General features: G+C 36.2%; 24 protein-coding genes and 2 tRNA genes. 12 read left to right on the top strand and 14 right to left on the bottom strand.

Translation table 11 applies throughout. From position 1 onward, the window contains the following. Positions 1-24: 24 nt before the first annotated feature. Together ACMAYS_RS13065 and ACMAYS_RS13060 are read right to left on the bottom strand one after the other, a co-directional pair. The gene (locus tag ACMAYS_RS13065) at positions 25-1,731 is read right to left on the bottom strand and encodes an ABC transporter ATP-binding protein (protein ID WP_103217741.1); all 1,707 of its coding nucleotides are present in this window, start codon (positions 1,729-1,731) and stop codon (positions 25-27) included. Positions 1,732-1,885: 154 nt separating this feature from the next. Next, positions 1,886-2,539 (bottom strand): lysophospholipid acyltransferase family protein, encoded by a 654-nt coding sequence (locus ACMAYS_RS13060; RefSeq protein ID WP_103217742.1) that lies wholly within the window; start codon positions 2,537-2,539, stop codon positions 1,886-1,888. A 267-nt stretch (positions 2,540-2,806) separates the two neighbouring features. Between ACMAYS_RS13060 and ACMAYS_RS13055 the strand changes: the two genes are divergently transcribed. The 5 genes from ACMAYS_RS13055 (at position 2,807) to ACMAYS_RS13035 (ending at position 8,087) form a co-directional block, all read left to right on the top strand. Then, a complete protein-coding gene (locus ACMAYS_RS13055) occupies positions 2,807-3,415 on the top strand; it encodes a TetR/AcrR family transcriptional regulator (RefSeq protein WP_103217743.1) in 609 nt (202 codons plus the stop codon). A gap of 74 nt (positions 3,416-3,489) precedes the next feature. Continuing rightward, positions 3,490-3,774 (top strand): hypothetical protein, encoded by a 285-nt coding sequence (locus tag ACMAYS_RS13050; protein WP_412463435.1) that lies wholly within the window; start codon positions 3,490-3,492, stop codon positions 3,772-3,774. A gap of 133 nt (positions 3,775-3,907) precedes the next feature. Further along, the gene (locus tag ACMAYS_RS13045) at positions 3,908-5,959 is read left to right on the top strand and encodes a DUF4105 domain-containing protein (RefSeq protein WP_103217745.1); all 2,052 of its coding nucleotides are present in this window, start codon (positions 3,908-3,910) and stop codon (positions 5,957-5,959) included. 37 nt (positions 5,960-5,996) lie between these two features. Next, a complete protein-coding gene (locus ACMAYS_RS13040) occupies positions 5,997-6,950 on the top strand; it encodes a hypothetical protein (RefSeq protein WP_392993478.1) in 954 nt (317 codons plus the stop codon). A gap of 24 nt (positions 6,951-6,974) precedes the next feature. Continuing rightward, positions 6,975-8,087 carry a hypothetical protein gene (locus ACMAYS_RS13035; RefSeq protein ID WP_103217747.1) on the top strand — a complete coding sequence of 371 codons (1,113 nt, stop codon included), beginning with the start codon at positions 6,975-6,977 and terminating at the stop codon, positions 8,085-8,087. A 29-nt stretch (positions 8,088-8,116) separates the two neighbouring features. On the opposite strand, the gene ACMAYS_RS13030 is transcribed toward ACMAYS_RS13035, so the two are convergent. After that, positions 8,117-8,995, bottom strand: coding sequence for a hypothetical protein (locus tag ACMAYS_RS13030; protein ID WP_103217748.1), 879 nt, complete (start codon positions 8,993-8,995; stop codon positions 8,117-8,119). Positions 8,996-9,094: 99 nt separating this feature from the next. Here ACMAYS_RS13030 and ACMAYS_RS13025 point away from each other — a divergent pair, with 99 nt between their 5' ends. Then, positions 9,095-9,961, top strand: coding sequence for a radical SAM/SPASM domain-containing protein (locus ACMAYS_RS13025; RefSeq protein ID WP_103217749.1), 867 nt, complete (start codon positions 9,095-9,097; stop codon positions 9,959-9,961). Here the strand turns inward: ACMAYS_RS13025 and ACMAYS_RS13020 are convergent, their stop codons facing one another. Both ACMAYS_RS13020 and ACMAYS_RS13015 read right to left on the bottom strand, forming a co-directional pair. Beyond that, entirely contained in the window at positions 9,962-10,384 is a 423-nt protein-coding gene (locus tag ACMAYS_RS13020; protein ID WP_146037834.1) for a MarR family winged helix-turn-helix transcriptional regulator, read from the bottom strand. Positions 10,385-10,461: 77 nt separating this feature from the next. Further along, entirely contained in the window at positions 10,462-10,686 is a 225-nt protein-coding gene (locus ACMAYS_RS13015; protein WP_103217751.1) for a hypothetical protein, read from the bottom strand. A 164-nt stretch (positions 10,687-10,850) separates the two neighbouring features. Here ACMAYS_RS13015 and ACMAYS_RS13010 point away from each other — a divergent pair, with 164 nt between their 5' ends. Further along, positions 10,851-11,396: a GNAT family N-acetyltransferase gene (locus ACMAYS_RS13010; protein ID WP_392993472.1), complete on the top strand. Its 546-nt coding sequence runs from the start codon at positions 10,851-10,853 to the stop codon at positions 11,394-11,396. Here ACMAYS_RS13010 and ACMAYS_RS13005 read toward each other — a convergent pair. After that, a complete protein-coding gene (locus ACMAYS_RS13005) occupies positions 11,382-12,221 on the bottom strand; it encodes a lipid A-modifier LpxR family protein (protein ID WP_412463434.1) in 840 nt (279 codons plus the stop codon). The genes ACMAYS_RS13010 and ACMAYS_RS13005 overlap by 15 nt on opposite strands. A 176-nt stretch (positions 12,222-12,397) precedes the next feature. Between ACMAYS_RS13005 and ACMAYS_RS13000 the strand changes: the two genes are divergently transcribed. Beyond that, positions 12,398-13,219: an SDR family NAD(P)-dependent oxidoreductase gene (locus ACMAYS_RS13000; RefSeq protein ID WP_412463433.1), complete on the top strand. Its 822-nt coding sequence runs from the start codon at positions 12,398-12,400 to the stop codon at positions 13,217-13,219. A 12-nt stretch (positions 13,220-13,231) separates the two neighbouring features. On the opposite strand, the gene ACMAYS_RS12995 is transcribed toward ACMAYS_RS13000, so the two are convergent. The 4 genes from ACMAYS_RS12995 to ACMAYS_RS12980 form a co-directional block, all read right to left on the bottom strand. Then, positions 13,232-14,668: a hypothetical protein gene (locus tag ACMAYS_RS12995; RefSeq protein WP_412463432.1), complete on the bottom strand. Its 1,437-nt coding sequence runs from the start codon at positions 14,666-14,668 to the stop codon at positions 13,232-13,234. Between the two features lie 206 nt (positions 14,669-14,874). After that, complete coding sequence (locus ACMAYS_RS12990) at positions 14,875-15,774, bottom strand: hypothetical protein (protein WP_412463431.1); 900 nt, start codon at positions 15,772-15,774, stop codon at positions 14,875-14,877. Positions 15,775-16,011: 237 nt separating this feature from the next. Then, positions 16,012-16,089: transfer RNA gene (locus ACMAYS_RS12985), tRNA-Glu, on the bottom strand. Between the two features lie 42 nt (positions 16,090-16,131). Continuing rightward, positions 16,132-16,208 (bottom strand) — tRNA-Lys (locus ACMAYS_RS12980). Positions 16,209-16,409: 201 nt separating this feature from the next. Here ACMAYS_RS12980 and mtaB point away from each other — a divergent pair. Next, positions 16,410-17,732, top strand: a complete 1,323-nt coding sequence (mtaB, locus tag ACMAYS_RS12975; protein WP_103217757.1) for a tRNA (N(6)-L-threonylcarbamoyladenosine(37)-C(2))-methylthiotransferase MtaB — start codon at positions 16,410-16,412, stop codon at positions 17,730-17,732. 464 nt (positions 17,733-18,196) lie between these two features. Here the strand turns inward: mtaB and ACMAYS_RS12970 are convergent, their stop codons facing one another. Beyond that, positions 18,197-19,465 carry an adenylosuccinate synthase gene (locus ACMAYS_RS12970; protein ID WP_103217758.1) on the bottom strand — a complete coding sequence of 423 codons (1,269 nt, stop codon included), beginning with the start codon at positions 19,463-19,465 and terminating at the stop codon, positions 18,197-18,199. 2 nt (positions 19,466-19,467) lie between these two features. Beyond that, positions 19,468-20,415 carry a hydroxyacid dehydrogenase gene (locus tag ACMAYS_RS12965; RefSeq protein ID WP_103217759.1) on the bottom strand — a complete coding sequence of 316 codons (948 nt, stop codon included), beginning with the start codon at positions 20,413-20,415 and terminating at the stop codon, positions 19,468-19,470. A gap of 176 nt (positions 20,416-20,591) precedes the next feature. On the opposite strand from ACMAYS_RS12965, the gene ACMAYS_RS12960 reads away from it, so the two are divergent. The 3 genes from ACMAYS_RS12960 to ACMAYS_RS12950 all read left to right on the top strand — a co-directional run bounded on the left by ACMAYS_RS12960 (position 20,592) and on the right by ACMAYS_RS12950 (position 22,970). Beyond that, positions 20,592-21,242 (top strand): transglycosylase SLT domain-containing protein, encoded by a 651-nt coding sequence (locus ACMAYS_RS12960; RefSeq protein ID WP_412463430.1) that lies wholly within the window; start codon positions 20,592-20,594, stop codon positions 21,240-21,242. A 24-nt stretch (positions 21,243-21,266) separates the two neighbouring features. Beyond that, positions 21,267-21,764: a macro domain-containing protein gene (locus ACMAYS_RS12955; protein WP_103217761.1), complete on the top strand. Its 498-nt coding sequence runs from the start codon at positions 21,267-21,269 to the stop codon at positions 21,762-21,764. A 105-nt stretch (positions 21,765-21,869) separates the two neighbouring features. Then, positions 21,870-22,970: a hypothetical protein gene (locus tag ACMAYS_RS12950; RefSeq protein ID WP_392993450.1), complete on the top strand. Its 1,101-nt coding sequence runs from the start codon at positions 21,870-21,872 to the stop codon at positions 22,968-22,970. Here ACMAYS_RS12950 and feoB read toward each other — a convergent pair. Together feoB and ACMAYS_RS12940 are read right to left on the bottom strand one after the other, a co-directional pair. After that, positions 22,967-24,940 carry a ferrous iron transport protein B gene (feoB, locus tag ACMAYS_RS12945; RefSeq protein WP_412463429.1) on the bottom strand — a complete coding sequence of 658 codons (1,974 nt, stop codon included), beginning with the start codon at positions 24,938-24,940 and terminating at the stop codon, positions 22,967-22,969. The two genes, ACMAYS_RS12950 and feoB, sit on opposite strands and share 4 nt — an antisense overlap. Next, a complete protein-coding gene (locus tag ACMAYS_RS12940; protein WP_392993444.1) occupies positions 24,940-25,170 on the bottom strand; it encodes a FeoA family protein in 231 nt (76 codons plus the stop codon). The genes feoB and ACMAYS_RS12940 overlap by 1 nt, the downstream gene beginning before the upstream one ends. Positions 25,171-25,249: the final 79 nt, after the last annotated feature.

The raw sequence follows: 25,249 nt of genomic DNA, 5'->3' as shown, positions 1-25,249 counted from the left end.
CTAAAAATTAGTTTAGAAAATTAATTAAAGTAGTTCTTTAGGAACACCTTTCGGAATAGCGCTTAGAAGCTTCTTCGTATACTCATCTTGTGGGTTACGATAAACCTCGTGTGCTGGTCCGTACTCAACAATCTTACCTTTGTTCATAACACCGATTTCATCCGAGATGTACTTAACTACAGATAAGTCGTGTGAAATGAAGATATAAGTTAGACCTAGTTCATCTTGAAGATCTTGAAGTAGGTTAAGTACTTGCGCTTGAACCGATACATCTAGTGCAGATACTGACTCGTCACAGATGATAAACTCTGGCTTAAGAGATAGGGCACGTGCAATACAGATACGTTGACGTTGACCACCAGAGAACTCATGTGGGTAACGATTAAGGTGATCACCTCTAAGTCCTACTTTTTCAAGAAGATCAGCCGCTACAGCATATCTTTCTTTCTTTGATCCACCAATTCCGTGAATTACCATTGGTTCTGTTACGATATCACCAATAGTCATACGTGGGTTTAGAGAAGAGTATGGATCTTGGAAAATGATTTGCATTCTCTCACGCATCTCTCTCATTTCTTTTTTATTTAAATTAGTAACGTTGATTCCGTCATAAATAACTTCACCAGCAGTTGGCTCAAGTAGTCTTAGGATTGTACGACCAAGAGTTGTCTTACCACATCCAGATTCACCAACTAGACCAAGAGTACGACCTTTTCTAACTTGAATCGTTACATCGTCAACGGCCTTAAACCAGTCAACAGTACGACCAAAAATACCACCTTTAATAGGGAAGTGCTTGTTGAAGTTTTTAACTTCTAGAAGAACTGGATTATCTGTTTCGTTAATTGCTCTTGGTTTTTTCATTTCAAGGCTTGAAACATCAATATCTTCTTTTGCATTTAAGAAGTCATCTACAGTTAAAAGTCTAACTGGGTTTTCATCTAGACTTGGACGACAAGCTAGAAGTCCCTTTGTATATGGGTGTTGTGGATTTTCAAAAAGTGCTTTTGTTGTATTTTGCTCAACTAGGTCACCTCTAAACATAACCGCAACTTCATCAGCGATATCAGCAATTACTGCTAAATCGTGAGTGATGAATAGCATACTCATGTTGTGTCTTCTTTGAAGATCAAACATTAGTTCAAGAACTTGCTTTTGGATTGTAACGTCAAGAGCAGTTGTCGGCTCGTCACAAATTAGAAGTTCAGGCTCACATGCCATTGCCATCGCAATCATTACACGCTGCTTTTGACCACCTGACATTTGGTGTGGATATTTATCTACTGATTCTTTAGGAGAAGGAATACCTACTTCTTCATATAATTCGATTGTTCTCTTACGAGCTTCCTCTTTAGTCATTCCTTGGTGAAGCATAAGAACTTCATCAATTTGATTACCTGTTGTGAATACAGGGTTTAGAGAAGTCATTGGCTCTTGGAAGATCATTGCAATCTTATTACCACGAAGTTGTCTCATTCTTTCATTAGAAGCCTTAGTTAAGTCTTCACCATTAAAAAGAATTTCACCTTCACTGATTCTTCCAGGAGGGTTAGGAATAAGTCCCATAATTGCTAAAGATGTTACTGACTTACCTGAACCAGATTCACCAACAAGCCCAACAGTTTTTCCTCTTGGAATACTTAGGTTTAAGCTTTTTACGGCCTTAACTCTTTCATCTTCTGTTTGAAATTCAACTGTAAGGTTTTTAATTTCCAGCATATTCTCTGCCATAGCATCTCACTTTTTAAACAATATTGATCAATTCTTGATTATAATAAAATCTTTTTGAAATCTTAATAGTAACTTAAATTTGTACCACTAACGACACATTATTTCACGACTTAATTCATCAAAAAATCTCGACAATTTACATGATTTCAGTAGCTTAGTATTCTACATACTTACGAATTTGCTCTGTAAGGCCTTGTTGCGTTGTGACAATCTGCTCGCTATAAGCTTTTAAATCATCATTATTTAGACTTTCTACTTGAAAAGGCTGACCGTAAGCAACGTAGATACGCCCAAAAGGTTTAGGAATTTTTGTTTTATCCCAGCTCTTACTGATGCAAAAGCGGCGAGTGGAAATAGATTGAATGCAAAGTACAGGTGTTTCACATTCATGACTTACAACGAGGATGCCTTTTTTTGGGACATAGCTTGGCCCGCGCGGTCCATCGACTGTAATAGCAGAATTAAGTCTGCTCTCATTTATTTGTTCGATCATTGATTGTAGTGCTTTTGCTCCTCCACGTGATGAACTTCCACGAGTTGGACTAAATCCTAATTTTGCAATTGTGTCTGCAGCTAGGCTTCCATCTTTTGATTGAGATGCCATTGTAATTAGTCCCGTATCAAGTTCTGTTAAAACTGAAGTCGGGTAATGCTCATGCCATACGGCCAGGGCGTAATTTCCATGATTTCCCATTTGTTTTGCCAGATCTAAGTTCTCAGGATTTAAAACAACAATTTTTGATGTGAACTTAACAAATCTTAGGTACCAAGAAACTAATGTAGGAACTAATTTTAATAATATAGACATTTAATCATTATCTCAAAATTAAGATTCTTCGTAAATTAAGCAATTTAAAAAAAATCGGTGTTTATAAATTAGTCAATAATCTCTCAAAAAGTACATATAATGGGCAATGATGAAGATCAGCTGACTAAATTTTTACCTACGAATTACCATCTTTTAACTTAATTAAGATGAGCGTCATCCATGAATCGACTATGATCAAATTAGAAAGAGTTCTCGACCAATTAGCTCGGGAGCTACTTGTTCTACGCTGACCATGAAGGAGGTGTTATGGCAGGTTTACGAGAAATCAAGAAACAGAGAACGAGAGAAATGATTCTAAAAAACTCAATGGAATTATTTACTCAAAAAGGGGTCGATGAAGTAGGAATGCGAGAATTGGCCCAAGTGTGTGGATTGGGGATTGGAACTTACTATAATTACTTTAAGTCGAAAGAGGATGTCATCTTCAGTCTATTTAGAGAAAATTTGAATTCTGCAATTACGAACAAGCCTTTCCGCGTTGAAGAGAATGAATCAAACGCTGATAATCTTGCAAATAATTACAAGGCGATTTTTCAAGAATTAATGATTCACAAAAATATCGCTGATGAATTTTTATCTCTTGCGTACAATACAAAGAATATGGCCGATAATGACTCAGTCGCCGCTAGGTTGACCCCACAGATTGTTGATCTTTATTGGGGATGGGTACAACCGTTGTTTAGAAGTGCTGGAATTATTATTCGCACAGAAGAGGAAGAAGGCTTTAGAAGAATGCTGTGGCATCACTTCTTATCTAGCTTTCATGCCTATACATCTTCATTTGGAGCTGAAGAGAGTATTGATTACATTCGCTTCACTTCTCGCCATCTATTAGGTGGCCTAAATTCAAATTAATAGTAAGGGAGTTACGGCTCCCTTTTTACTTTAATTAAGTCTCCTCGTTCTAGAAGCTCTCCGAAAAGTAGGATATGCCCTTAAAAAAAATATTCTCAATCATATTCTTTATCATTCTCTTACTGTCATGCCTTGATGAGGGAGTGGATTCTCCGCTAAGAGCTCCGGCAAGTATCTATCAGTATAAGGTTATCTCCTATACTTCTAGTGCAATTGAGTGTCGTGGCCATACCGATGAGAGGGATATTGAAGGAACTCTCTTAGAGACAGTTCCTCTCGGTCCACAAGGTCAGGCACCTACAAATATTTGTGGAGAAGAGTTAGGCTCTTTAAATAGTGATAAGATACGCCTTTACTAGACTTCAATGAACCAATTCTAAATTGGCACCCCTATTGCAACATAATATTTCAAATAAAAGAAATTGAACGGAGTTTCAGCCTTCTACTGACTTTATTGCTGAACAAACTTTGTACAACTGTTTAAGGAATATTATGCGAGACCTAATCTTTAAGAGTTTACTGACTACTTTATTAACAGGGGTGACTTTTGCTTATAGTGGGCAAATCCTAAAGCTTAATAAAGACAGCGTTCCAAAAGAATTTACAAAAACTCTTGAAGTATTTATCGCACAAGTTGATGAAAAGATACCTACATCAGTAAGAGAAGCTATTGGTGAGAAAATTGAAATTACTTTCTCTGATTTTAAAGAGAATAAAAATATTAGAAGTTTTCCAAAGGATCGTTGTAACGAATCAGTTCCAGTAAAATACGGAAGTGTAAGCTACTTTGATCGCGATGAAATCAATATCTCTTCACTCTTTATAAAAGAGATTATTAACGGTGACGAGAGTGTTGAGCAGTTTAACTGTGGTCATAAGAATTATGTAAGAAAAGCACAAGCTACAATCTTGCATGAATTGGCCCACCTTTATGATCTTAAAAAAGTTAGAACAAAAGAACATAAGAAAAAAGCAAAAATTTGTCGTGATGAAAAAGAAGATCGTAATCATGTAAGTGATGAGTGTCGAGCAATTCTATCCCAAGATACGAATAGAAACTCTATTAGTGGCCTATTTTCATTTTACAAACTTGCAAACTGGAAAAAAGGATTCTTTTCTAAGAAAACGAAAAACTTATCGTCTAAAAGATCTGTCGACGCTTATGAATTTGAAAATTTAAAAGAGCATAACGCTGTAAATTTTGAATTTTTCCTAATGGATAAAGAGTACAAGTGTAGAAGACCGTCTTATTACAAGTTCTATAGTGAGTTATTAAATCATATTCCGTTTCCTAATTACGATTGCAAGATCTTTTCTGAAATCGTTTTAGATGACTTAAAAGTTACTAGAGATATCGATCCAAGTCGTGTTTACCGAATCGATTATTTACTTGCTTCAAAAGGTGACTCAATGATCTCAGGATTTGGTCACTCAATGTATCGTATTGTTCTTTGTGCACCTTTCAGAAAGAAGGTTGATGAGAAGTGTTTAAAAGACAAGCTTTATCATGTTGTTCTTTCTTACCGTGCTAATGTTACAGATATCAAAAGTGACATGTTAAAAGGTGTTCTTGGTGGATACGACTCAGTTCTATTCATGCTTTCTTTCCCAGAGGTTATTAATGAGTATAACGGAGGAGAGTTAAGGGATCTTATTAGCCAACCAATCTATTTATCTGAAGAACAAAAAACAGACTTCATCAATAAAGTGTTAGAGGTTTATTGGGAATATGAAGGTGACTATAAGTTTATCACTAATAACTGTGCTTCAGAGTCTAATGAGCTTTTTCAATCAGCTCTACCAAATAATGAATTTGCCTATGAGAGAGTAATCCTTCCTTATTCTCTGCTAGATAAGTTTACTGAAAGTGAATTCTCTAAGGAAGAGGATTTAGAAGATACACAAAAAGCCCAAAAGCAAGGAATGTTCTTCCCAAGTGATATTGAACTTTTAAAAGAAGTAAAAACATCTTTATTTGGAGTTGAAGAATCAGACTACACTGTTAGAAGACGTCGTGTAGGTGGTGGCCGTGATCATAAATACAAAGAAGTAAAAAGAGAAAAATTTATTAAAGATATTTTAGAAGAATTTGATGTTGATCGTCTGTTTTCTAAATTTGAAGAATTAAATGAACTTAGCGAAACAGTTGATGTGGAAAGAAAACTTAATGATCTTTCAATCCTAACAGGTGCAATCTTTAAAATTAAACAATCTTCAATTGATGAAGAGGTTGGGAACTTCCTGGATAAGAATATGGAAGAAGAAACACCGCTTGGTCTAAGAATTAAAGAGTGGAATGAAATGAGAAAGTCTAGCCGTGTAAAGGCCAATGACTCAAGCTACGGAATTCCATTAGTCTTAAGAGACTCTGACTTTGATAGACATAATGTGAAAAGCGCTGAGTTAGAGAAGATCGAAAATCAACTACTAGAAGACGTAAAAAGTAACTATGAAAAAGAAGTTCAAGATTTAGCACGATTACTAGATCTAATTAGAAATATTCGTGATCAAGCAAGAATTATTTCAATGAAAGCATATAAATAACAAACAAAAACAAAAAACAAAAAAAGAGGAGAAAATTATGAAAAAACTTACTACAGCGACACTTATGACACTTATGGCACTTCAAGCAAATGCTATTGAGGTAAGAGATGCATCTCTTGGAGCATCTTCAAAGGTTTCTGAAGCTATTTATGATGCAGGAAAAAGCGCTACAGATAAAACGGTTGAAGTGGCTGACTTTACTGGTGAGCACCTAAAGGCATTTATTTCTAAGAACTTAGAGTCATCTTATAAAGCTTCTGAAAAACTAGCTAAAGAAATCGTAAAGCTATCTGAAGTATCTAAGCCAGCTTTTCGTTTTACAGCTGATGGCCTAGCAATGGTATTTGAAATCTCTGGTAAAGGGACAAAGCAAACTTTAAAAGTGTCTAAGAAAATCTATATCTTCCTTGAGCCAACTCTTGAAGCAACAGGTGAATTTTTAACTGAACTTCTAGAGCTTGCATTTGAAGGAACATCGGAAGCATCAGAGCTAATTACTGACATTAATGAATTCCTTTCAAGAGTTCTTGAGAAGCCAATTGATATCACTAAGATGACTCTTGAAGAGATCTTTGAGCTAATCGGAAAAGCAAGTGAAAAGTCTACTCAAGCATCAGAGTTCCTTTTAGGTGCAGAAAACTTTGAAAAAGGTATTGAGTACTCAGGAAAAGGAATTTCTTTAACTTCAAATGGTATTGGAGCTGCGTTCTATCTTGTATCACAGGCAACTACTGGAATTTCTCAACTATTTGACTTCAATAGAAAAGAAAGAGAGCAAATTGAGCAAATGGTAGAAAGAGGTGACGTTGAAGGTCTTGCTGGGCTACGTGATCTAATTAGACACAATATCAATGAAGAAATTGTAAACGGTGAGGATCTTAATAAGCTTCTTGATGATAATGCGATCGATACTTATATCAAGCTTAGACTAACAGTTCCTAATCTTGAGAATAAGCTAGAGGAAATCTACGGACGTCAAATTGTAAAATAATAACTTTTTTAAAAAGGATTAATAATGAAAAGAACAACTTCAGCTATTTTACTTACTCTATTATCACTTAATACAGTAGGTGCCGATATTAGAGATGCTGCATTTGATGCCTCTTCAAAGGTTTCAGAAGCAATCTATGATGCGGGCAAGAGTTCAACGAGACAAACGGTAAAAGTCGCAGACTTTACTCGAGAGAAGCTGGAAGCCTTAATTTCAAAAGGGCTCCAATCTTCGTACCGTGCTTCAGAAAAAGTAGCTGAAGAAATTATTAATCTTTCAGAATTTTCTAAGCCAGCATTCCGTCTAACTGCAGACGGAATTGCTATGGTTTTTGAAGTATCTGGTAAAGCGACTAAGTCTTCAATTGAGGTAACAAGAAAGATCTATGTTTATTTAGAGCCAAGTTCTGATAAAACTGAAGAATTCTTAACTAAGATCATTGATCTTGCATTTGAGGGAACATCAGAAGCATCTGAATTGTTAACTGATATTAATGAGTTCTTATCAAGAGTTCTGGAAAAACCTCTTGATATTTCAACGATGGCAACTGAAGAAATTGCAGATCTTCTTTCAAAGGCCACAAGAATGACTCATCTTGAAAAATTAATTGAGTTAGCTCTAGATGGAACAACTAAAGGTAGTGAGTTATTGACAGATATTAATGATTTTCTATCCAGAGTTCTAGAGAAGCCTATCGATATTTCTGTTATGACTTTAGAAGAAGTATTTAAGCTAATTGAGAAGGCAAGTGTTGAGTCGTCAAAGTTAACTGAACTTCTAATTGGCGCTGATAATCTTGAGAAAGGTACTGAGTACACAGGAAAGGGAATCACTTTAACATCAGAGGGTGTTGGAGCTGCATTCTATCTTGTTTCTCAAGCAACAACTGGAATCTCTCATCTTTTTGACTTTAATAGAAAAGAGAGAGCTCAAGTTGAAGCGATGATGGAGAGAGGTGATATTGAAGGGATTGAGGGATTACGAGATCTAATTCGCTACAATATCAATCAACAGTTAGAAAATGGAGAGGACTTAAACCGTCTTCTAAATGATAACTTAATAGATACTTATATTAAGATGAAATTAACAGTACCAGAGCTAGATCAAAAGCTAGAGTCATTATACGGATTAAAATAAGAAAAAAGCCTAGGATTTCCTAGGCTTTTTTATAGTTTAAATTCTCTGTGAAAGTATTTGAAAGTTAGTCCATCGTATTGATTGAAACAACCATAGACCTTGCCATCTACAATAGCAGGAGTCGATGCTAGATCATCTCCAGCAAAGTCATAAAGCCTTCTTTTTGGCCACAGTGACTTTATCTTATTAAGTTCACTTATTTCATAAAAGTAGAGGTTTTGAATATTTTTTGAAATTAAAAAACCATTATGAATAACTGCTTTAGGCATATGAAGAGCTTCTCTGTTTTGACGAATTGAAAGAACATTATCTTGATTCATATTTTCGTCTAGAATAACAAGACCCTCAAAAGCTCTCTTCTTTGTCGAAAAGTTATAAGTCACATTATCAAGCATAACAAAGATTCGTTTGCCGTCATTATCAATACCTGTCGCAGTCGAAACTTGGCTCGAATCGTGGGGTAGGTCGAAGTTGTGAGCTGATTCTACATTATATGAAGATAGGTCGATCTTCATTAGTCCAAGTGAGCCATGAGCGATAAAAAGTTTATCATTCATTATTGTCATATCTTGTGCTGATTGATGTTTTTGTATAATTGGTAAGTGGGTTGAAGGGAAGCTTGTTACAAATTCGTAATTATTGAGATTATGTACAAATACATAATCTGGTGTCAGGATATAGAGCTTACCTTTATATTCTTTTACTGAACGTATTTCATACTTTGAAAAAATCAATCTAATTTGTTCTTCTTCAAATTTATAGAGAAATGGCCCTTTGAAAATGTAATAATTTGATCCTGATTTATAGTGGCCAGTATCACCTTTTTTAGATGCACAGAATGAATCAAGATTTCCCTCCGATGCAAATGCAATCAAAGATATAATTACGACTAGTAGTACTTGTTTCATCTTTTCCCCTAAATTTATTTAATATAATAATTATCGAGTTGTATTTCTTGTTCGTCAAAAAAACCTGACAAATCTTGATGAAGCGTGTTAGAAAGTCTCATGCTAGATAGAATCTTCATTGAAATTTCAAATATTTGCAACTTGCAGTGCACGTTCTGTCCTGTTGTAGAAAGAGATAAGAAGGTCATGACGCCAGAAGATTTTGAAAAAGTCTTAATCCAGGCAAAGCCTCTTGCAAAGCAAGTGTGTCTGCATCTAATGGGAGAGCCACTGGCACATCCTAACTTCGTGAAGATTATGGAGATATGTGAGCGTAATGAGGTCCCAGTTCAAATTACAACTAATGGGGTGGTCATTGCATCTCGAAAAGAAATTCTTCTTAAAAGCAAAGTTTTAAGACAGATTAATTTTTCAATTCAAAGTTATAAAGACAATTTTCCAAATCGCGACTTCAATACTTACCTAAGACCAATTTTAGATTTTTCAAAAGAGTTAAATGAAACTTCACCTGAAACATATGTAAATTATCGTCTTTGGAATCTAGGCCGTAATGAACAAATTATGAAAGAAAATGAAGAGGTGTTTCAGACTCTAGAGAGATTCTACGATATTGAAATTAATCGTCGTACTCAAGTTGAGTCGATTAAGAGTAAAAGAATTTGGAATAAGGTTTATCTTCACTTTGACTCACATTTTGATTGGCCTGATTGGAATCTTCCAAACCAAGGAACACAAGGGCGCTGTCATGCCCTAAAAACACATATTGGAATTCATGCAGATGGAACTGTTGTTCCTTGCTGTCTGGATAAAGAAAGTCAAATTCCATTAGGAAATGCAATTGATCAAGACTTAAAAGCAATCCTTAGTTCTCCACGAGCAGTCGCAATGAGGCAGGGGTTTGATAATAATAAGCGTGTTGAAGAGTTCTGTCAGCACTGTACATATATCAATCGATTTCAAAAATAATTAATTAATAATACTTTTCAATTTTTGTAAGTTAGAAACCATCGCTTTACGGTTTTTAATTGGAAAGTTCTTTAGTTTAAGAGAGATCTTTTCTTGAACTTCACTCCACACATCACTGTAAAGTTGTTGGCCCTTAGGGCTTAAGCTTAGAATCGTTTGTCTGGCATCTTCACTAGACTTACTTTTTATTACGAGTTCTTCATCTACTAAAATATTAATAGTTTTAGTCATTGCAGGCTGGCTTATTCCGTGGTGATCAGCTAGTTCTCCAACTGTACTTAGCCCTCGGCCAATATTGGAGAGGGCCCTAAATTGAGGATAGGAAATATGTGGGGATGCCGCTTCTCTGAGTTCACTTCTAATAGAGCGAATAATAAATGGCATGACATCTAAAAGTATTCTTGAAAATTCTAAGTCTTTCACGTCTTTAGTATAAACCAAGGATGTACCGATCGTAAATTAATGCAGCAGCTGGAGAGCTGCTGCGGAAGGTTTTTTAATTATTGCTCAACTTCCAGATCAGAATCGTCTGAAAGCTCAGTATCTAAAGTAGTATCTGTAGTAGCTGAAGCATCTACACAATCACCAGTTGCTGCACAATCTGTTGCTGGCGCTGATTCTTCAATAACTGCTGCTTCATCTGAAGCAACTGAATCTGACCAATCTTCATTTGCGTAAGAAACAAAAGCTGATGATAGTAGAACTAGAAGTAGTAATTTTTTCATAATTAATCCTCATATGGTTTTAGTTATATAACTTGGTTATATATATTTGTTATATATTATTCCTTTCCAAAATTCCGTACAATAAAAAAATACAGTTTTTGTGTAAAACTTTTGTCGTTATAATAAAATCTGTCAGTTAAGATCAGATATAGGGGGGAAGTAATATGTGGAAACCACCAAAAATTGAAACAAAAAGGCTTGTGCTTAGAGAAATTAGGTTAAGCGATAAGGATTCTATTTTTGAATATGGAAAGAAGCCTCATATTTCGAAGTATACCCTATGGGAGCCTCATGAGTCAGTTGAAGATAGTGTCGACTTTATTGAAAAGTACGCATTTTCAAACTATGAGCAGGGGATACCAGAACCATTTGCTATTACTTTAAAAGAGAATGACAAGCTTATTGGTTGTGTCGGCTGCTTTTGGGTCTCGACAAAGAATAAATGTATGGAATTGGCCTATGTTTTAAACGATGACTTTTGGGGGAAGGGGATTATCGTTGAAGCCGCCCAGGAAGTGATAAATTATTGTTTTGAGAACTTTGATATTGAACGTATTCAGTGTCGTTGTAAGGCCGAAAATCTTCAAAGTGAAAGAGTCATGCAAAAGCTTGGGCTTAAGTATGAAGGACTACTTAGAAATGAAATTTATCATCGTGGTAAGCATTGGGATATGAAGTATTATTCAATTTTGCGATCAGAAATAGAATGATGTTTCTAGAGTTGCAAAAGTGTGATTAGTGGCACCTTTAAACTGAGGGCCATGCCAGTTCGCTTTCAATGTTACTCTCATACTTCTAAAAAATAGATTAAAACCAGCATCTGCTTTGTAGTAAATATCTTCCATGTCTTCGTCTGAAATAACGTAGACTGATTCAACCTTTTTTGAACCTTGTAGAACAGCATCGAAAAAGTTTGCGACATAAGAGCCGTTAGCAAATAATTCAAAGAAGCCAAGCCTCATTCCAAATTTAAGACCAATTTCGACATCTCGCTTAAGCCCACCGTAATGCCCTTGCAGCCAAGGAGATAATTCAAATATTGGACCTCGATTGATCTTAATAATTTTAAATTCTCCATTAAAAAAGTATTGATTACTTATTTGATTCTGCCAGCCATTAACTTGCGAAGAAGGTGTCATTTTATGAAATATATTTTGTAAAATACCTGCTTTAGCAGATGGGCCTTGTTGTCCTGTCCATAGATCCGCACGAAGATAGTAATCGCTATTAACGTGAGAGATTCCAAGAATTCCGTAGAGTAGGCCAGTATAAGGATGGTCTCCTTCTACTACAGTGGTACTTAAAGTTGCTTCTGGTGTATAGATTTTATGAGCAACTCCAAAGCGCAACTTTGTTAATGAGCCTTGAGAGTAGAGCCTTCGCTGATACATCAGTTCAAGACCATTAGAGTAATACCTATCAGTTTCAAATGGAGCATCATTATCGATTTTTATTGAAAATTCGTTAAGAGGCCTACTTTGCGCGAAAGCTGATAAGGTAAGAGTGAATAGGGTGACTATGAAGAACCACTTCATTAAACGATTGTATCATTTTAGGAAAAATCCATATCGAGATGGCCAACTTTGCTTGTTTAATTAAGTTAAATTCTATTATTTCAGTTAGTTATGAAGATAATGGCGATTAAAAGTATTCTTGTATTGTTTACAATAAATAAGATTGTCGACTTTTATGGTGCTATAAGCATTTCACTATGAATAGAATCGATTTGAAAGACAAAGTCATTGTTATTACAGGCTCTACTGGAGGCCTGGGTGCAGCTCTAAGTGTTGAACTTGCTGAACGTGGCGCAAAGCTTGCGTTGATGGATATTGATAGTGAAAAACTTAGAAAGCAGGCTAGTGAACTAGGAGGCTTAGCTCTAAGTATTGATGTAACTAGTTATGAATCTCTTGAACTGGCCATGGCAAAGGTCTTTGATTATTTTGGAAAAATAGATATCGTCGTAGCAAATGCTGGTATCACAAAAATGGCGCCAATGATCTCTTCAAGCGAAAAAGACTTTTCACAGGTGATTGATATTAATCTAAATGGTCCATGGCGCACATTCAAAGCAGCTCTTCCATATATTACACAAAGCAAGGGGTATATGGCCGCAATCTGTTCGATGGCCTCTTTCGTTCATTGTCCTTTACAAGCATCTTATGCTGCAAGCAAGGCAGGACTTCATGCTGTTTGCAATAGTGTTCGCATGGAAGTTCGACATCTTGGTGTCGATATTGGAAGCTTTCATCCGACATTCTTTCCATCGCCATTAATGGATGGTGTGACAAGTGACCCTGTCGGAAATAAGCTTTGGGGTGGCAATAAAGAAGGTCCTTGGAAGATGATCTCCCTTGAAGAGGTCGTCTCTGAAATTATCTCTGGAATTGAACAAAGGGCCGAGCAAGTCGTAATTCCAAAACGTAAAACTCTTGTTGCTAAGGCCAGTGGTTTCTTTAGACGCTATATCGAACGTCGTGGCTTTAAAGGGAATGAGATTGAAGAAGCAATTTCTCTTTCTCAAAATAAATAATTCTATAAACTCTTAGTGAGAATTCGGGGCCATCTGATATTCATCGCCATTATTTAATAAGTGGACTACTTCAGTAAAGTCGTGTGCAGACGCAATTACTTCTTCCGTGTCATTGGCAAGTTCATGGTCATAAAGGTAGTGATCAATACTATCTTGAAGCTTTTGATATAACGGTAATAACTTCGTTTCAATCTCAACAGCAAATCTTGATGATGTTTCATGTTTAACAAGTTCCTTTATACTTTTGTATATTGATTCTTGTTTATGAAAGAAGCCAAGAACTACTCTTGAAAAATAGATTACAAATGACATGAATAAGATACAGTTAACAATATCATTAACGACTAGTGAAAGTAGGCATGCAGATATTGTAAGGCTGTAGATATATTTAATTCTTGTATTTGCTGCAAGAACGATTGTGAATAGGTAACTACTTAGTAGTAGTGGAAGCGCCGTAGCCGAACTTGAGTTTAGATAATACTTCAGTGTAAATAGTAGTTGAGCATTAAAGAGATAAATATAGCTTATCTTTTGAATCGAGAAGTGATTTTTCGTCTTATAAAGGTGAAAGGCAAAAATCAAAAAGTTAATAACAATGGCCAAGCCAGAATAAGAAATATTTGCAACTGGATTAAAAAGATCTACAGCAAAGAATGCGTAAAAGGCAGTCATTGATAGAATGAGGATAATCGATGATCTTTTAAAGTTGTTAAAAATTGGAATATTAAAAATATCTACTTGATGATCGAGTAAGTGATCAACATCATCGAACTCCTTCATTAAGAAGTCTTCAATACGATTACTATTTTTTCTCAAACTATTCTTAATCTTATCTTTATCGTCTAAGCCTGAAGAAATCATCGCAAGCATATTATTGATTGGATTGAGTAAGTTGTGAGTGAAGTAACTCTTTAGATTTAATATATTCTTATGAAGTTCTTTTTTATGCCAAATCTGATTCGCATTATTCTTAAAAGTAATCGATTGAATAGAGCTTACTGTCGTAATGAAAAGATGCAAGAATGTGACGAGAACAAGGCTTTGATCTTTAAGGAAGTAATTATTCGAGGCCATGATAATAAAGTGTAGAAGACAGTACTTAATATTTGTATGTTGTAAGTGAAACGCTAAAACAATAATTCCTGCAATATAACAAAGTGAACTTGTGGCAGAATAATCTGCAAGGCGAGGGTAAATTGACCAAATGAGACTTTCCACTACAACTGAGAAAAATATCACAAATGAAATATTTTTTTTAAAGAGTTTCTTATAGAAAACGACCGCCATAATTGAATCAAAGACAATCATATAATTCATCGTCGTTAGAAGATGCGGTTCAATATTATAGAAATAAAAGATCACGTATAAGACAATCATCAGAAGAACTGCAAGAAAGTGCATCTCGAAGAATTCTCGATATTTCTGATCTAAATGGTAGTAATCATTCACCAAAACTTTGTCCTGTGCAATCATAATTAACTAATTAGTTTTTATAACCTCTTAAAAGTATATTCATTATACAATACTTTATATTTGAAAAAAGTACATATTTAGTCCAGTATTGGTTAACGAGATTTTAGCTATTTATAGAATTAATGTGATTTTATTATCTTAAGTAGGCAAAAAAAAAGCCGCTTATTGAAGCGGCCATCATTTTATTTCATAACTTTTAGGAACTCGATCATAAACTCCTTATAGACGGAGTTACTGGCCTTTAGTGCCGCTTGATACGCTTTCTTAGCGTCAACTTTTTGAAGCATGTGTAAGTGGGCCTCAAGTTCTTCTTTTGATAAGCTTTCGTATGACATATCGAGGGCCAGTTTTATATTTCTTCCCTGTGCATCCAAAATGGCATCAGTTTGCTTTTGAGCGTTAGCAACGACTTCGTTTATATTCATTGTAGGATTTCTTTCTTGTTCAGTATGTACCATCATTGCCTGAATTAAACTCTTAGACGAAGCTGTTGATTGCTCTAGAAGTGCAGCTTCTTCAATAATACTGTTCACAATCTCTCTTTTATCCTCAGGAAGTGAGTATTCCTTACCATTTGTTATAAGATCTACAATCTTGTCCTGTGTTTGCTGAGCATTTTCTTGTAATTTTTTAGAGGTCTCACTATCTTGAATCTCAGCAATTGCCTCAAGTTCATCTAGGTCTAAGTTTTCATATGACTTTTCAAGCTTCTCTTGAAATGGAAAGTTTCTTACTAGTTCAAGAAGCTTCTCTTTTTTCTGTGGAGATTTCTCATTAAACTTTTTATTTTTAAAAGCATTTTCAAATGTTTCATTTAACTTTGCTTTAGATAGATCTTTTAAAATTTTTTTGATGACTATTTTCTTTTCACTCAAAAGCTCTGGACTATCATCTATCTTCTTCGCGGACCCACTCTCTGCTAGAGGACTACTGGCCAAGTTCGTCGACTTTTGCTGTTTTTCTTTTTCGACTTTTTGAGTAGGAGTTTTTACTGCTACATCGTCTTGTGTTTTATCAGAACTTGTGACAAAAAAATAAATCGCTATAACTAGTGCCGGTAAAATCCAAATAAGTTTCTTCATATATCCCCAATAATTAAAATCAGAACTCATATCATTTGTTCTATTATGCTAATAGGTTTGCTAATTATTTTGCGATACTATTTTTATTTAGTCGTAATGTAAACGAAGTGTGTAAAAACTAAGATAAATCCCACCTTATAGTGTAGTAGATGGTTAAGTGAAATGGTTGAAAGTGTTTGAGAGAAGAAAGGCGTAGAAAATAAAAAAGCCAGACTAGGTCTGGCTTCTTTATAAAACTGGTACTCCCAAGGGGATTCGAACCCCTGTTACCGCCGTGAAAAGGCGGTGTCCTAGACCGGGCTAGACGATGGGAGCGCTAACTTAATTCCCGGATTTGGAAACCAAAAAACATTAAAATGGTGATCTCTCTGCGACTCGAACGCAGGACCCTCTCCTTAAAAGGGAGATGCTCTAACCAACTGAGCTAAGAGACCATCTGTGTTTTGGTGAGATTGAATATAAGTAATCTTGGTTCAGAAGTCAACAGGGAATTTAAAAAAAATAAAAAAAAAGTGTAATTTTTTTAAGAAGTTAATTTTATTTACCCTTAGTATTTTTTATCGCCCACCTTGTCATCAAAGGCCTTATGAGCTAATTTAGCCCACTATTACTAGTGTTTTAAGAGGTAGGCTTCAGTGACAACAGAAGTAGATTCAACAAATAATGAATTAGAAAATTTTGATGGAAAAAAAGTAGCGTTTCATACTTTGGGCTGTCGTTTAAATTTTTCTGAGACAGGAACAATTTCTCAAGGCTTTGTTGAGCGTGGGTATAAGGTTGTTGAGTTTGGTGAGCAAGCTGATGTTACTTTTATTAACACATGTACTGTAACAGATAGTGCAGATTCAACTTGTCGAAACTTAATTCGCAAGGCACACCGTTCTTCTCCAGATGGAAAGATTGTTGTGGCAGGCTGTTACGCTCAAATGGATGCGCCAAGAATTGCAAAGATGACTGGTGTTGATCTCGTTTTAGGAACAAGTGAAAAATATAAAGTCTTTGATTACTTAAACGAAGATGAAACAGATACAATCCACATCGATAAGTCTAAAGACTTCTTTGGTGCTGCAACTTCTAAAGAAGAAGGACACACTAGAGCTTTCTTAAAGATACAAGATGGATGTAATTACGTTTGTTCATTCTGTATTATTCCTTTTGCTCGAGGACGTTCAAAAGCGGTTTCAATTGCACAAGCAATGGAAGAGGCGAGGGCTGTTGTTGCTCAAGGTTTTAAAGAGATCGTTCTTACTGGTGTAAATATTGGTGAGTACGAAACTACTTCAGGTGAAAAACTTTTAGATCTATTAAAAGAGTTAAATGCTCTGGAGGGTTTAGAGAGAATTCGACTTGGTAGTGTTGAGCCGAATACGATTACAGATGAGCTTCTTGATTATATGCACGCTAATCCAAAGTTTCTTGATCACTTCCACGTACCTATGCAAAGTGGGAATGATGAAATTCTTTCGGGAATGAAGCGTAAGTATACTGTTGAAGATTATAAGACGATCATTAATAAAATTATCACGCGTTTTCCAAACGCTGGAATTGGAGCAGATGTAATCTGTGGTTTCCCTGGAGAAACTGATGAGCAATTCCAAGATACTTTTAACCTTTTAAAAGAGTTACCAATCACTCACTTCCATGTGTTTCCATATTCTAAAAGAAAGAATACAGTTGCTGCACGTATGGAAGACCATATTCAGCACCCAGTAAAAAAGAGTCGTGTAAAGACTCTTATGATGCTTGGAGATGCTAAGCTAAATATGTTCTCTGAAGACTATATCGGAGAGACATCTCAAGTTCTTTTTGAAAAGAAAGACAAACAAGGCCTATGGGAAGGTTACACTTCAAACTTTATTCGCGTTAAGGTTGCACATGATGGTGATTTAAAGAATCAAATCCATCAAGTTCGCTTAATTGAGTTTAAAGAGAATAAGGTTTTTGCTGAGTTATGCTAGATGCTGCGGCGCTCACGATCTTTTTGACAATTAATTAACAATTAAAAACGTTTTCCTAACACAACTTGAACACTCAGGTGGATGAATTTTTATATTCTAGTTTTGTCAGTAGGAAACAAGGTTGGCAAGCCTTAGAATTTTTTGTTCTGCTTTTAAAAAACTCCACTTGCCGATTTTAATTTCTCAAGTCCCTCTCTGAATCTGAAGAAGTGTCTTACTGGCGAAAATCTTTGTGCTACTGCGTACATCTCTCTCTCCCGCTGTAGCACAAGGGCTTTATAAATTATAAATCCATCGCGCTTATTAGAAGATGCGATTGAGCATATACCACACACAATCTATGAGTAGCTTTGAATTAGGCACTCGCCTCAATGATGGTTTTCTGCGACGGCCATCTCAAAAAAAACCGACACAAGATGGATATAGGCCCCGAGGTAACTCAGGGCCGAAGTTCTAATTTAAATTTAGAAGTATTCTTTTAGAAATTTGATTTCAGATCTTTCTGGACCAAAAGCAATGATCCCTACAGGGATTTGAATCGCTTCTTCGATAAGAGCAATATAGTCTTTAACTTCTTGTGATAGCTCACCTTTGAAGTCATCGTTAAAGCCGGGTACTTCTTTTAGGATTGGCTTAACCTTTGCAAGATCAATTCCCGGATAAGCACAATCGATCGTACGACCTTCGTACTCATATCCTGTACAAACTTTTAGAGGTCCCATCTCACTTAGAACATCTAATTTTGTTAAAGCGATAGAAGTTAGGTTAGAGCATTTAACAGAGTATTTTAGAAGAGGGAGGTCAAGCCATCCACATCTTCTCTTACGACCTGTTGTCGCTCCAAACTCGCCACCTTTAGTTTGAATATCATCTCCCATTTGATCAAATAATTCAGTAGGGAATGGGCCTTCTCCAACTCTTGTTGTGTAGGCTTTTGTAATTCCTAGTACTTCTTCGACTGTTCCACCAGGAAGTCCTGCTCCTGAGTAAATACCTGCATAAGCAGTAGAAGAAGATGTTACGAATGGGTATGAACCAAAGTCGATATCAAGTAGAACACCTTGTGCACCTTCAAAAAGAATTTTCTTTCCAGCGCGTTTTGCCTCATCAAGGAAGCTGAAAGTGTCACAAACAAATGGTTCAATTTCTTTTGCAAGAGTCATTAGTCTTTCAACTTCTTCCTCTACACTTGGAAATTCACATTCATATAATTTAGTGAATAATGTTTCTTTTTCTAAAAGGTTTGCTTTCAATTTCTCTGTAAGGACTTCTTTGTTAAAAAGATCTTTTACTTTGATACCCTTGCGTGAAATTTTATCTTCGTATGCAGGACCAATTCCTTTTCCTGTCGTTCCAATTTTGACAGGGCCCTTTGCTTCACGTTGACCGTCAAGAAGGCGGTTGTAGTAAGTGATAACAGAAGTGTTAGAAGATATCTTTAGTTTTTCAGGAGAAACAGTTAGACCAGAATTTTTTACATTTTCTATTTCTTTAGAAAATGCTTCTGGATCAAGTACAACACCGTGACCAATAACTGATACACAGTGATCGTGTAAAATACCTGAAGGGATTAGGTGAAGAACAACTTTTTTTGTTCCAACGATGATCGTATGACCTGCGTTGTTTCCTCCTTGGTAGCGAACAACAACATCGCATTTTAGTCCAAGTAGGTCAGTGATTTTTCCTTTACCTTCGTCTCCCCATTGAGAACCAATAATCGCAAGTGATTTCATAATTAAGCTTTAACCTCGTGTAGTAAATTATCGTTTAAAAAGAATTCTTTCAGTTGATTTACGGCCATCTCTCCAACTCTTAATTGAGCTTCATCAGTTGAAGCTCCTAGGTGTGGAGTTAGAACAAGATTAGGAATCTTACGAAGAGGTGAGTCTTCTTCAAGTGGCTCAGTTGCGAAAACATCAAAGCCTGCTGCTTTAAATTTCTTTTCCATAAGAGCAACAGCTAAGTCTTGCTCATTAACAATTCCACCACGAGATGCATTTACTAGAATTGCATGTGGTTTCATTTTATTAAATAGATCCTTGTTTACCATTCCTCTTGTTGCATCCATTAAAGGAGTGTGAAGTGTAATAATGTCACAAGTCTCAAAAATTTCTTCGACAGTATTTGCTTTAGTAACATAATCAAGATCACTCGATTCACAGAATGGATCAAAGAACTTAACTTGTGGCTCAAATCCTTGAAGACGTTTTGCAACGATCTTTCCAATTTGACCAAAACCAACGATACCAACTTTCTTATTTGCTAGTTCATTACCTGTGTACTTAGACTTGTCCCATCCGCCGTTTTTCATTGTTGCGTCTGCGGCAGCTGTATGTCTTAGAACTGTCATCATAAGTGCGATAGCATGTTCAGCTGCTGAGTTATTATTAGCGCCTGGAGTGTTTGAAACTTTAACTCCACGCTCACCACATTTAACTTTATCGATATTATCTGTTCCCGCACCTGCACGGATTACATATTTAAGATTTGGAGCAAGTTCAAGATATTCTTCTCCAATCGTAGTTGATGATCTAATAACAAGAGCACTTGCTTTTGGTAGTAGTTCTTTGATCTCGTCTTGAGATAATTTTGGTTTTGGGTGAACTTCTAATTCGCTGATAGCTTGTAGAGATGCAAAAACTTCTGCATCCATTCCATCACAAACGACGATAAATGGTTTCACTCAGGCCTCCATGGATTTTTTAAGTTTTTCTTGTATTGCGATTATAGAACGCAACTTGCTACATGTAACCCTTAATATTAGAAACTTTTTGTAAGTTGCTATTTAGTTTTTCGTTAACCATAATTATCATGATGCAAAAATTTAAAAAATTATTAGTATTACTTATATTCACGCAATTGTTTGTATCAGCATCTCTTGCTTCCTATATTCCTGAGGGCTACTTCGTTGGTCATGAGGATATGATTAGGAATTATCAGATAACTCAGGAATATTCTAAGGGTGATTTTGAGGCGTATATCATGGCCCAAAATCCTAGTGCTTCTGAGCAAGAAGCCACTCTCATTACTGATCGAGTCATTGAGGTCGCAGAGCTATTTGGGGTTGATGCAAAGCTATTTCTGGCATTGATCCGTATGGAGTCTAATTTTGTACGAGATGCTATTTCTCCAACAGGAGCAGTAGGGTTAACACAGTTTACATCCATTGGAGCGCAAGAAGTTTCCGATCAACTTGGTCAAAGAGGCCCTGATTACGCAAATCTACAAAATACACTTTATTTAAATAATACTCTTTCTGACGAAATTCCTGAATGGACACACTTGTGGCTTCGAGAGAGAACATGGGCAGAGCAGAAGCTCCTATTTTTACATGATCTTGATCTATCCCTAGTTTATGGCGCTATCCTTTTAAAGGTTTATTTGGCCAAGAATTACCAAGATGATCTCATGACAAATTATTATGAGGCGTTGGTTGATTACAATGGTGAGCCTGGAGAGAGAAAATTTTGGTATGCCCGCACAATCTTAAAGTTTTACGATGAAATCTAAACTTATTCGTGCTAAAAATTCTTTATGAAAAATATTCAAGTAATTAAAGCCGATATTACAACTTTAGATGTTGATGCCATTGTTAACGCAGCCAATAGTGAATTAAAAGCTGGTGGTGGAGTTGATGGTGCAATCCATGCAGCCTGTGGTCAGGAATTAGCTGATGAACTTAAGGAAGTGGGGGGTTGCCCTGTCGGAGAAGCAAGACTGACTAAGGCATATAATATCCCAGCTGAATTTATCATTCACGCCGTTGGCCCAAAATGGGAAGGTGGAGGAAATGGTGAATCTGATTTACTTGAGAAGTGCTATATCTACGCACTTTCACTTGCTCTAGAAAACGAATGTAAGTCTGTTGCCTTTCCATGTATCTCAACGGGAATCTTTGGCTATCCAAAAATTGAAGCTGCCATTACTGCAACTTCGGCCGTAAAAAGTTTTGATGCTATTGAAGAATTTGATGATGTAATCTTCTGCTGCTTCGACGATGAAAGCTACGAGATCTATAAAACAATTCTGTAGCCTCTACAAAAGAGTGATCTCTTAACAATACTTGAGTTTATTTACTCTTCTTCATTTTAGAATTTCTGTGAACGACTGATATGATACTTATCAAGAGGCACAATCATGAAGAAACGAAAAGTGTTCACTTATTTATTCCCACTATTGGCCATTGTTATTCTTGTGGCCTGTCTAGGTCGAGGCCACAATCTTAGAAAAATAAGAAGTGAGATGATTTCAGATCAATCTTTAAATGTAGGTACAAGGGCGCCGGCCAGTACATTTGTTGAAGGTGAGGAGGAAGTTGTTATTGGAAACTTCTTTGATATCACTCAAAAAAATTCTCTCGATGATACAGTCGGATTTATTCAAGAAGGGAATTGGTTTCAGGACACCCTAAAAGGATATCAGGGAAGTATAAGTCGCTACACCAATGATCCTGGCGCTAGGGCCATCTATGTCACAGATCTTTTGGGCGATTCGACCTATTGTATTTGGTACTACAGAGTGCCATCAATGAATGCTACAGATAATGCAATTATAGATATCTTTGATGGTGTTGAAGAAATTGGATTGGCCAACTTTAGTCTAAGACTTCAAAGTAGTGAAAAGGGACTTTATCCATTGGGTGAGTTCTCGTTTACTTCAGGACAGGAGAGTCGTGTGATTCTTTCAAAAGGTGCTGAGGATCCACTACTTCTAAGGGCCGATGAAGTAGTTTTCAAAAAGCTTGGTGATTATGAAGACTGTCAGGGAATAATTTATAAAGACCTCGATGAGAGTGCAACGATAATGGCCAAGGCTGTTGATCAGAAAACTTTTAAAGGAACAGATGGCTACCGTGAATACGGCGATTGGGTAAATAGTAAGCTTAAAGGTGCTGATGGAAATATTGTTCGAATGAGTGAAGATGAATATGCTTATTCAACTTATAACTTCATGCCTAGTAGAACAAATTATTGCTTACAAGTTTATCGACCTACGATTGTAGGGGCCCTATCAAATGTTAAAGTGAGTATCTTTCAAGAAGATGTGGAAATCTTTTCGACTTTTGTTAGTTATAATATGCAAAGTAGCAAGAGTGGTTGGGTAAACCTAGGAAAGCACGAGGTTGAGGCAGATAAAGTTGTTACGGTAATTTTTGAAAGAGACCCTCTCGACATCGGCTTATTACTAAGTGATGCCGTGAGGTTTATTCAATTATCTAAAGATCAAAGTTGTGATTAAACAAGTAAGTGGTAAGTAATAAAAGCACCACCATAAGCAAGAACTGTCATATACCCAAACATTAGGAAGACATGTCCCCAACCATCTGTTTCTCTTCGAACAATCCCAAGTGTTGAGATACATTGCATTGCAAAGGCAAAGAAGATTAGAAGAGACCAGGCCACGGCCGTATTAAATACTGGCTTATTTGTTTCTGGGTCAATCTCAGCTCTTAGTCTTTCTCTTAGAGTTGTTGATTCTTCATCGACATCACCTAGAGCATAAATTGTTCCAAGTGTTGATACGAATAGCTCACGTGCACCCATGGCAACAGTGATTCCAACTCCCATCTTCCAGTTGTATCCAAGTGGCTTAATAACTGGTTCAATTAATTTTCCAAATTGGCCAATAGTTGAGTACTCTAGAGAAATTGCAGCGGACTCTGCCTCTGACTTTCCAATAAGCAGCTCTTCAGCTGGTTTTGGGAAAGTCGAAAGAAACCAAATTACCATTGAAAGACCTAAGATGATTGTTCCGGCCTTCTTTAAAAATACTCTTCCTTTGAAGATCATCGCCTTAAAAGCGGGCTTAAGAGTAGGCATCTGATAAAGAGGTAATTCAATAATAAATGAAGTCGTACTTCCCTTATAAAGAGTTAGCCTAAAGATTTTTGCAATAATAAGTGCAACAATACTTCCTAGGAAATAAAGGAAGAAAAATGCTAGGGCTTGAGAATTGAAAATTCCAAATACAGTTTTTTCAGGAACAAAAGTTCCAATAAGAAGAATATAAACTGGCAGTCTTGCCGAGCATGTAATGAGTGGAATCGTCATTAATGTTGCAAGTCTCTCTTTTTTATCTGAAATCGTTCTTGTTGCCATAATCGCTGGAACAGAACAAGCAAACCCCGAAAGATATGGTAGGAACGCTTTTCCATTTAAGCCAAAATATGACATGGCCTTATCTGTAATGATTGAAGCACGTGAAATATATCCACTTTGCTCAAGAAGGCTTAAAAGGAAGAAGAGAATCATAATTTGTGGAAGGAAGATTACAACTCCACCAACACCTGCAATGATTCCGTCAACAATAAAACTATTTAGCATACCTTGCGGAAGCATAGCTGCAACGTATTCTCCGAATGCACCAACACCACCATCAATGAGATCCATTGCCGGACCTGCCCAAGTATAAATTGAATGGAAGATTAAGTAGAAAATTGCCAAGAAGATAACACCACCTAAGAAAGGGTGAAGAACAAAGTGGTCAATTTTATTTGAAAGTTGAATCAGGCTCTTATTTTTTCCAATCGCATATGATGCTTTTAGGTCTCTTGCTTTTCTTTGATACTTTTCAATTTGAGAAAGAGCAGAAACTTCATTTTGAAGCTCAACAAATTGATCTTCTTCAAAGCTCACATTAAATGGATTGTATTCCGTTGATTCATTTGAAAGTTTTATTTTATTAGTTGGAAGGAGAATTTCACTTGAAGAGTTTTCTCTTAAGAAGTTTTCAAGTGTTGCTCCACTGTCTCTCATTGTAGAGAACTTAATATAAGGAACACCAATGTGTTCGCCAATTTTATCAAAATCGTAATTCTTTGTTACATCAAGATCATACTTATTGAAGATGATTTTAATCTTGCCTCCAAAGAGTTCTTTAACAGCAAGTGCAAGAGATAGAGAAGAGTCCAGGCGAGCACAATCAACAACACAAACAATATCGTGAAATTCTGTAACTTGATTATTTCTTCCGATTAAAGTGGAAACTGTTACTGCTTCATCAATTGAAGATGGAACAAGTGAATAAATCCCAGGAAGGTCAACTACTGCTAACTTTTCTTCATGACGAGCATTAGAAATAAGACCCGCTGTGGCCGTATCAACAGTAATTCCATTGTAGTTTGCAACCTTACGATTCGCTCCAGAAAGGATATTGAAAATCGCCGACTTCCCTGAGTTTGCAGGGCCAATAAGTAAAATTTTTCTCATTAATTTAATTCCTCAACATTGATGAGACTAGCTTCGCTTAAACGAAGGGCAACTGTTTCACCATCTGTTAATCTAAGAGTAAGAGGAGAGCCTAAGAATGAAGGAGCGACAACTTGAATTGCATCACCTGGAAGAATCCCAAGTCCTGTCATAATTGTCTTATGTTTAAGTCCTTTATCAAATGATAGGATCTTAACATTTACGCCTTTTTTAACCTTCGATAAAACCATATTTAACTCCATTCGTCTCAATGGGCTTACTATAGTTTTATTAGTCAAACTTGTCTAGGAACACTTTACTGATATGAAC

This window comes from Halobacteriovorax sp. RT-2-6 (assembly GCF_047085025.1).
Lineage (GTDB): Bacteria > Bdellovibrionota > Bacteriovoracia > Bacteriovoracales > Bacteriovoracaceae > Halobacteriovorax_A.
Note: the sequence above shows the minus strand (reverse complement) of the source record. Positions and strands in the feature narration are given on the sequence as shown.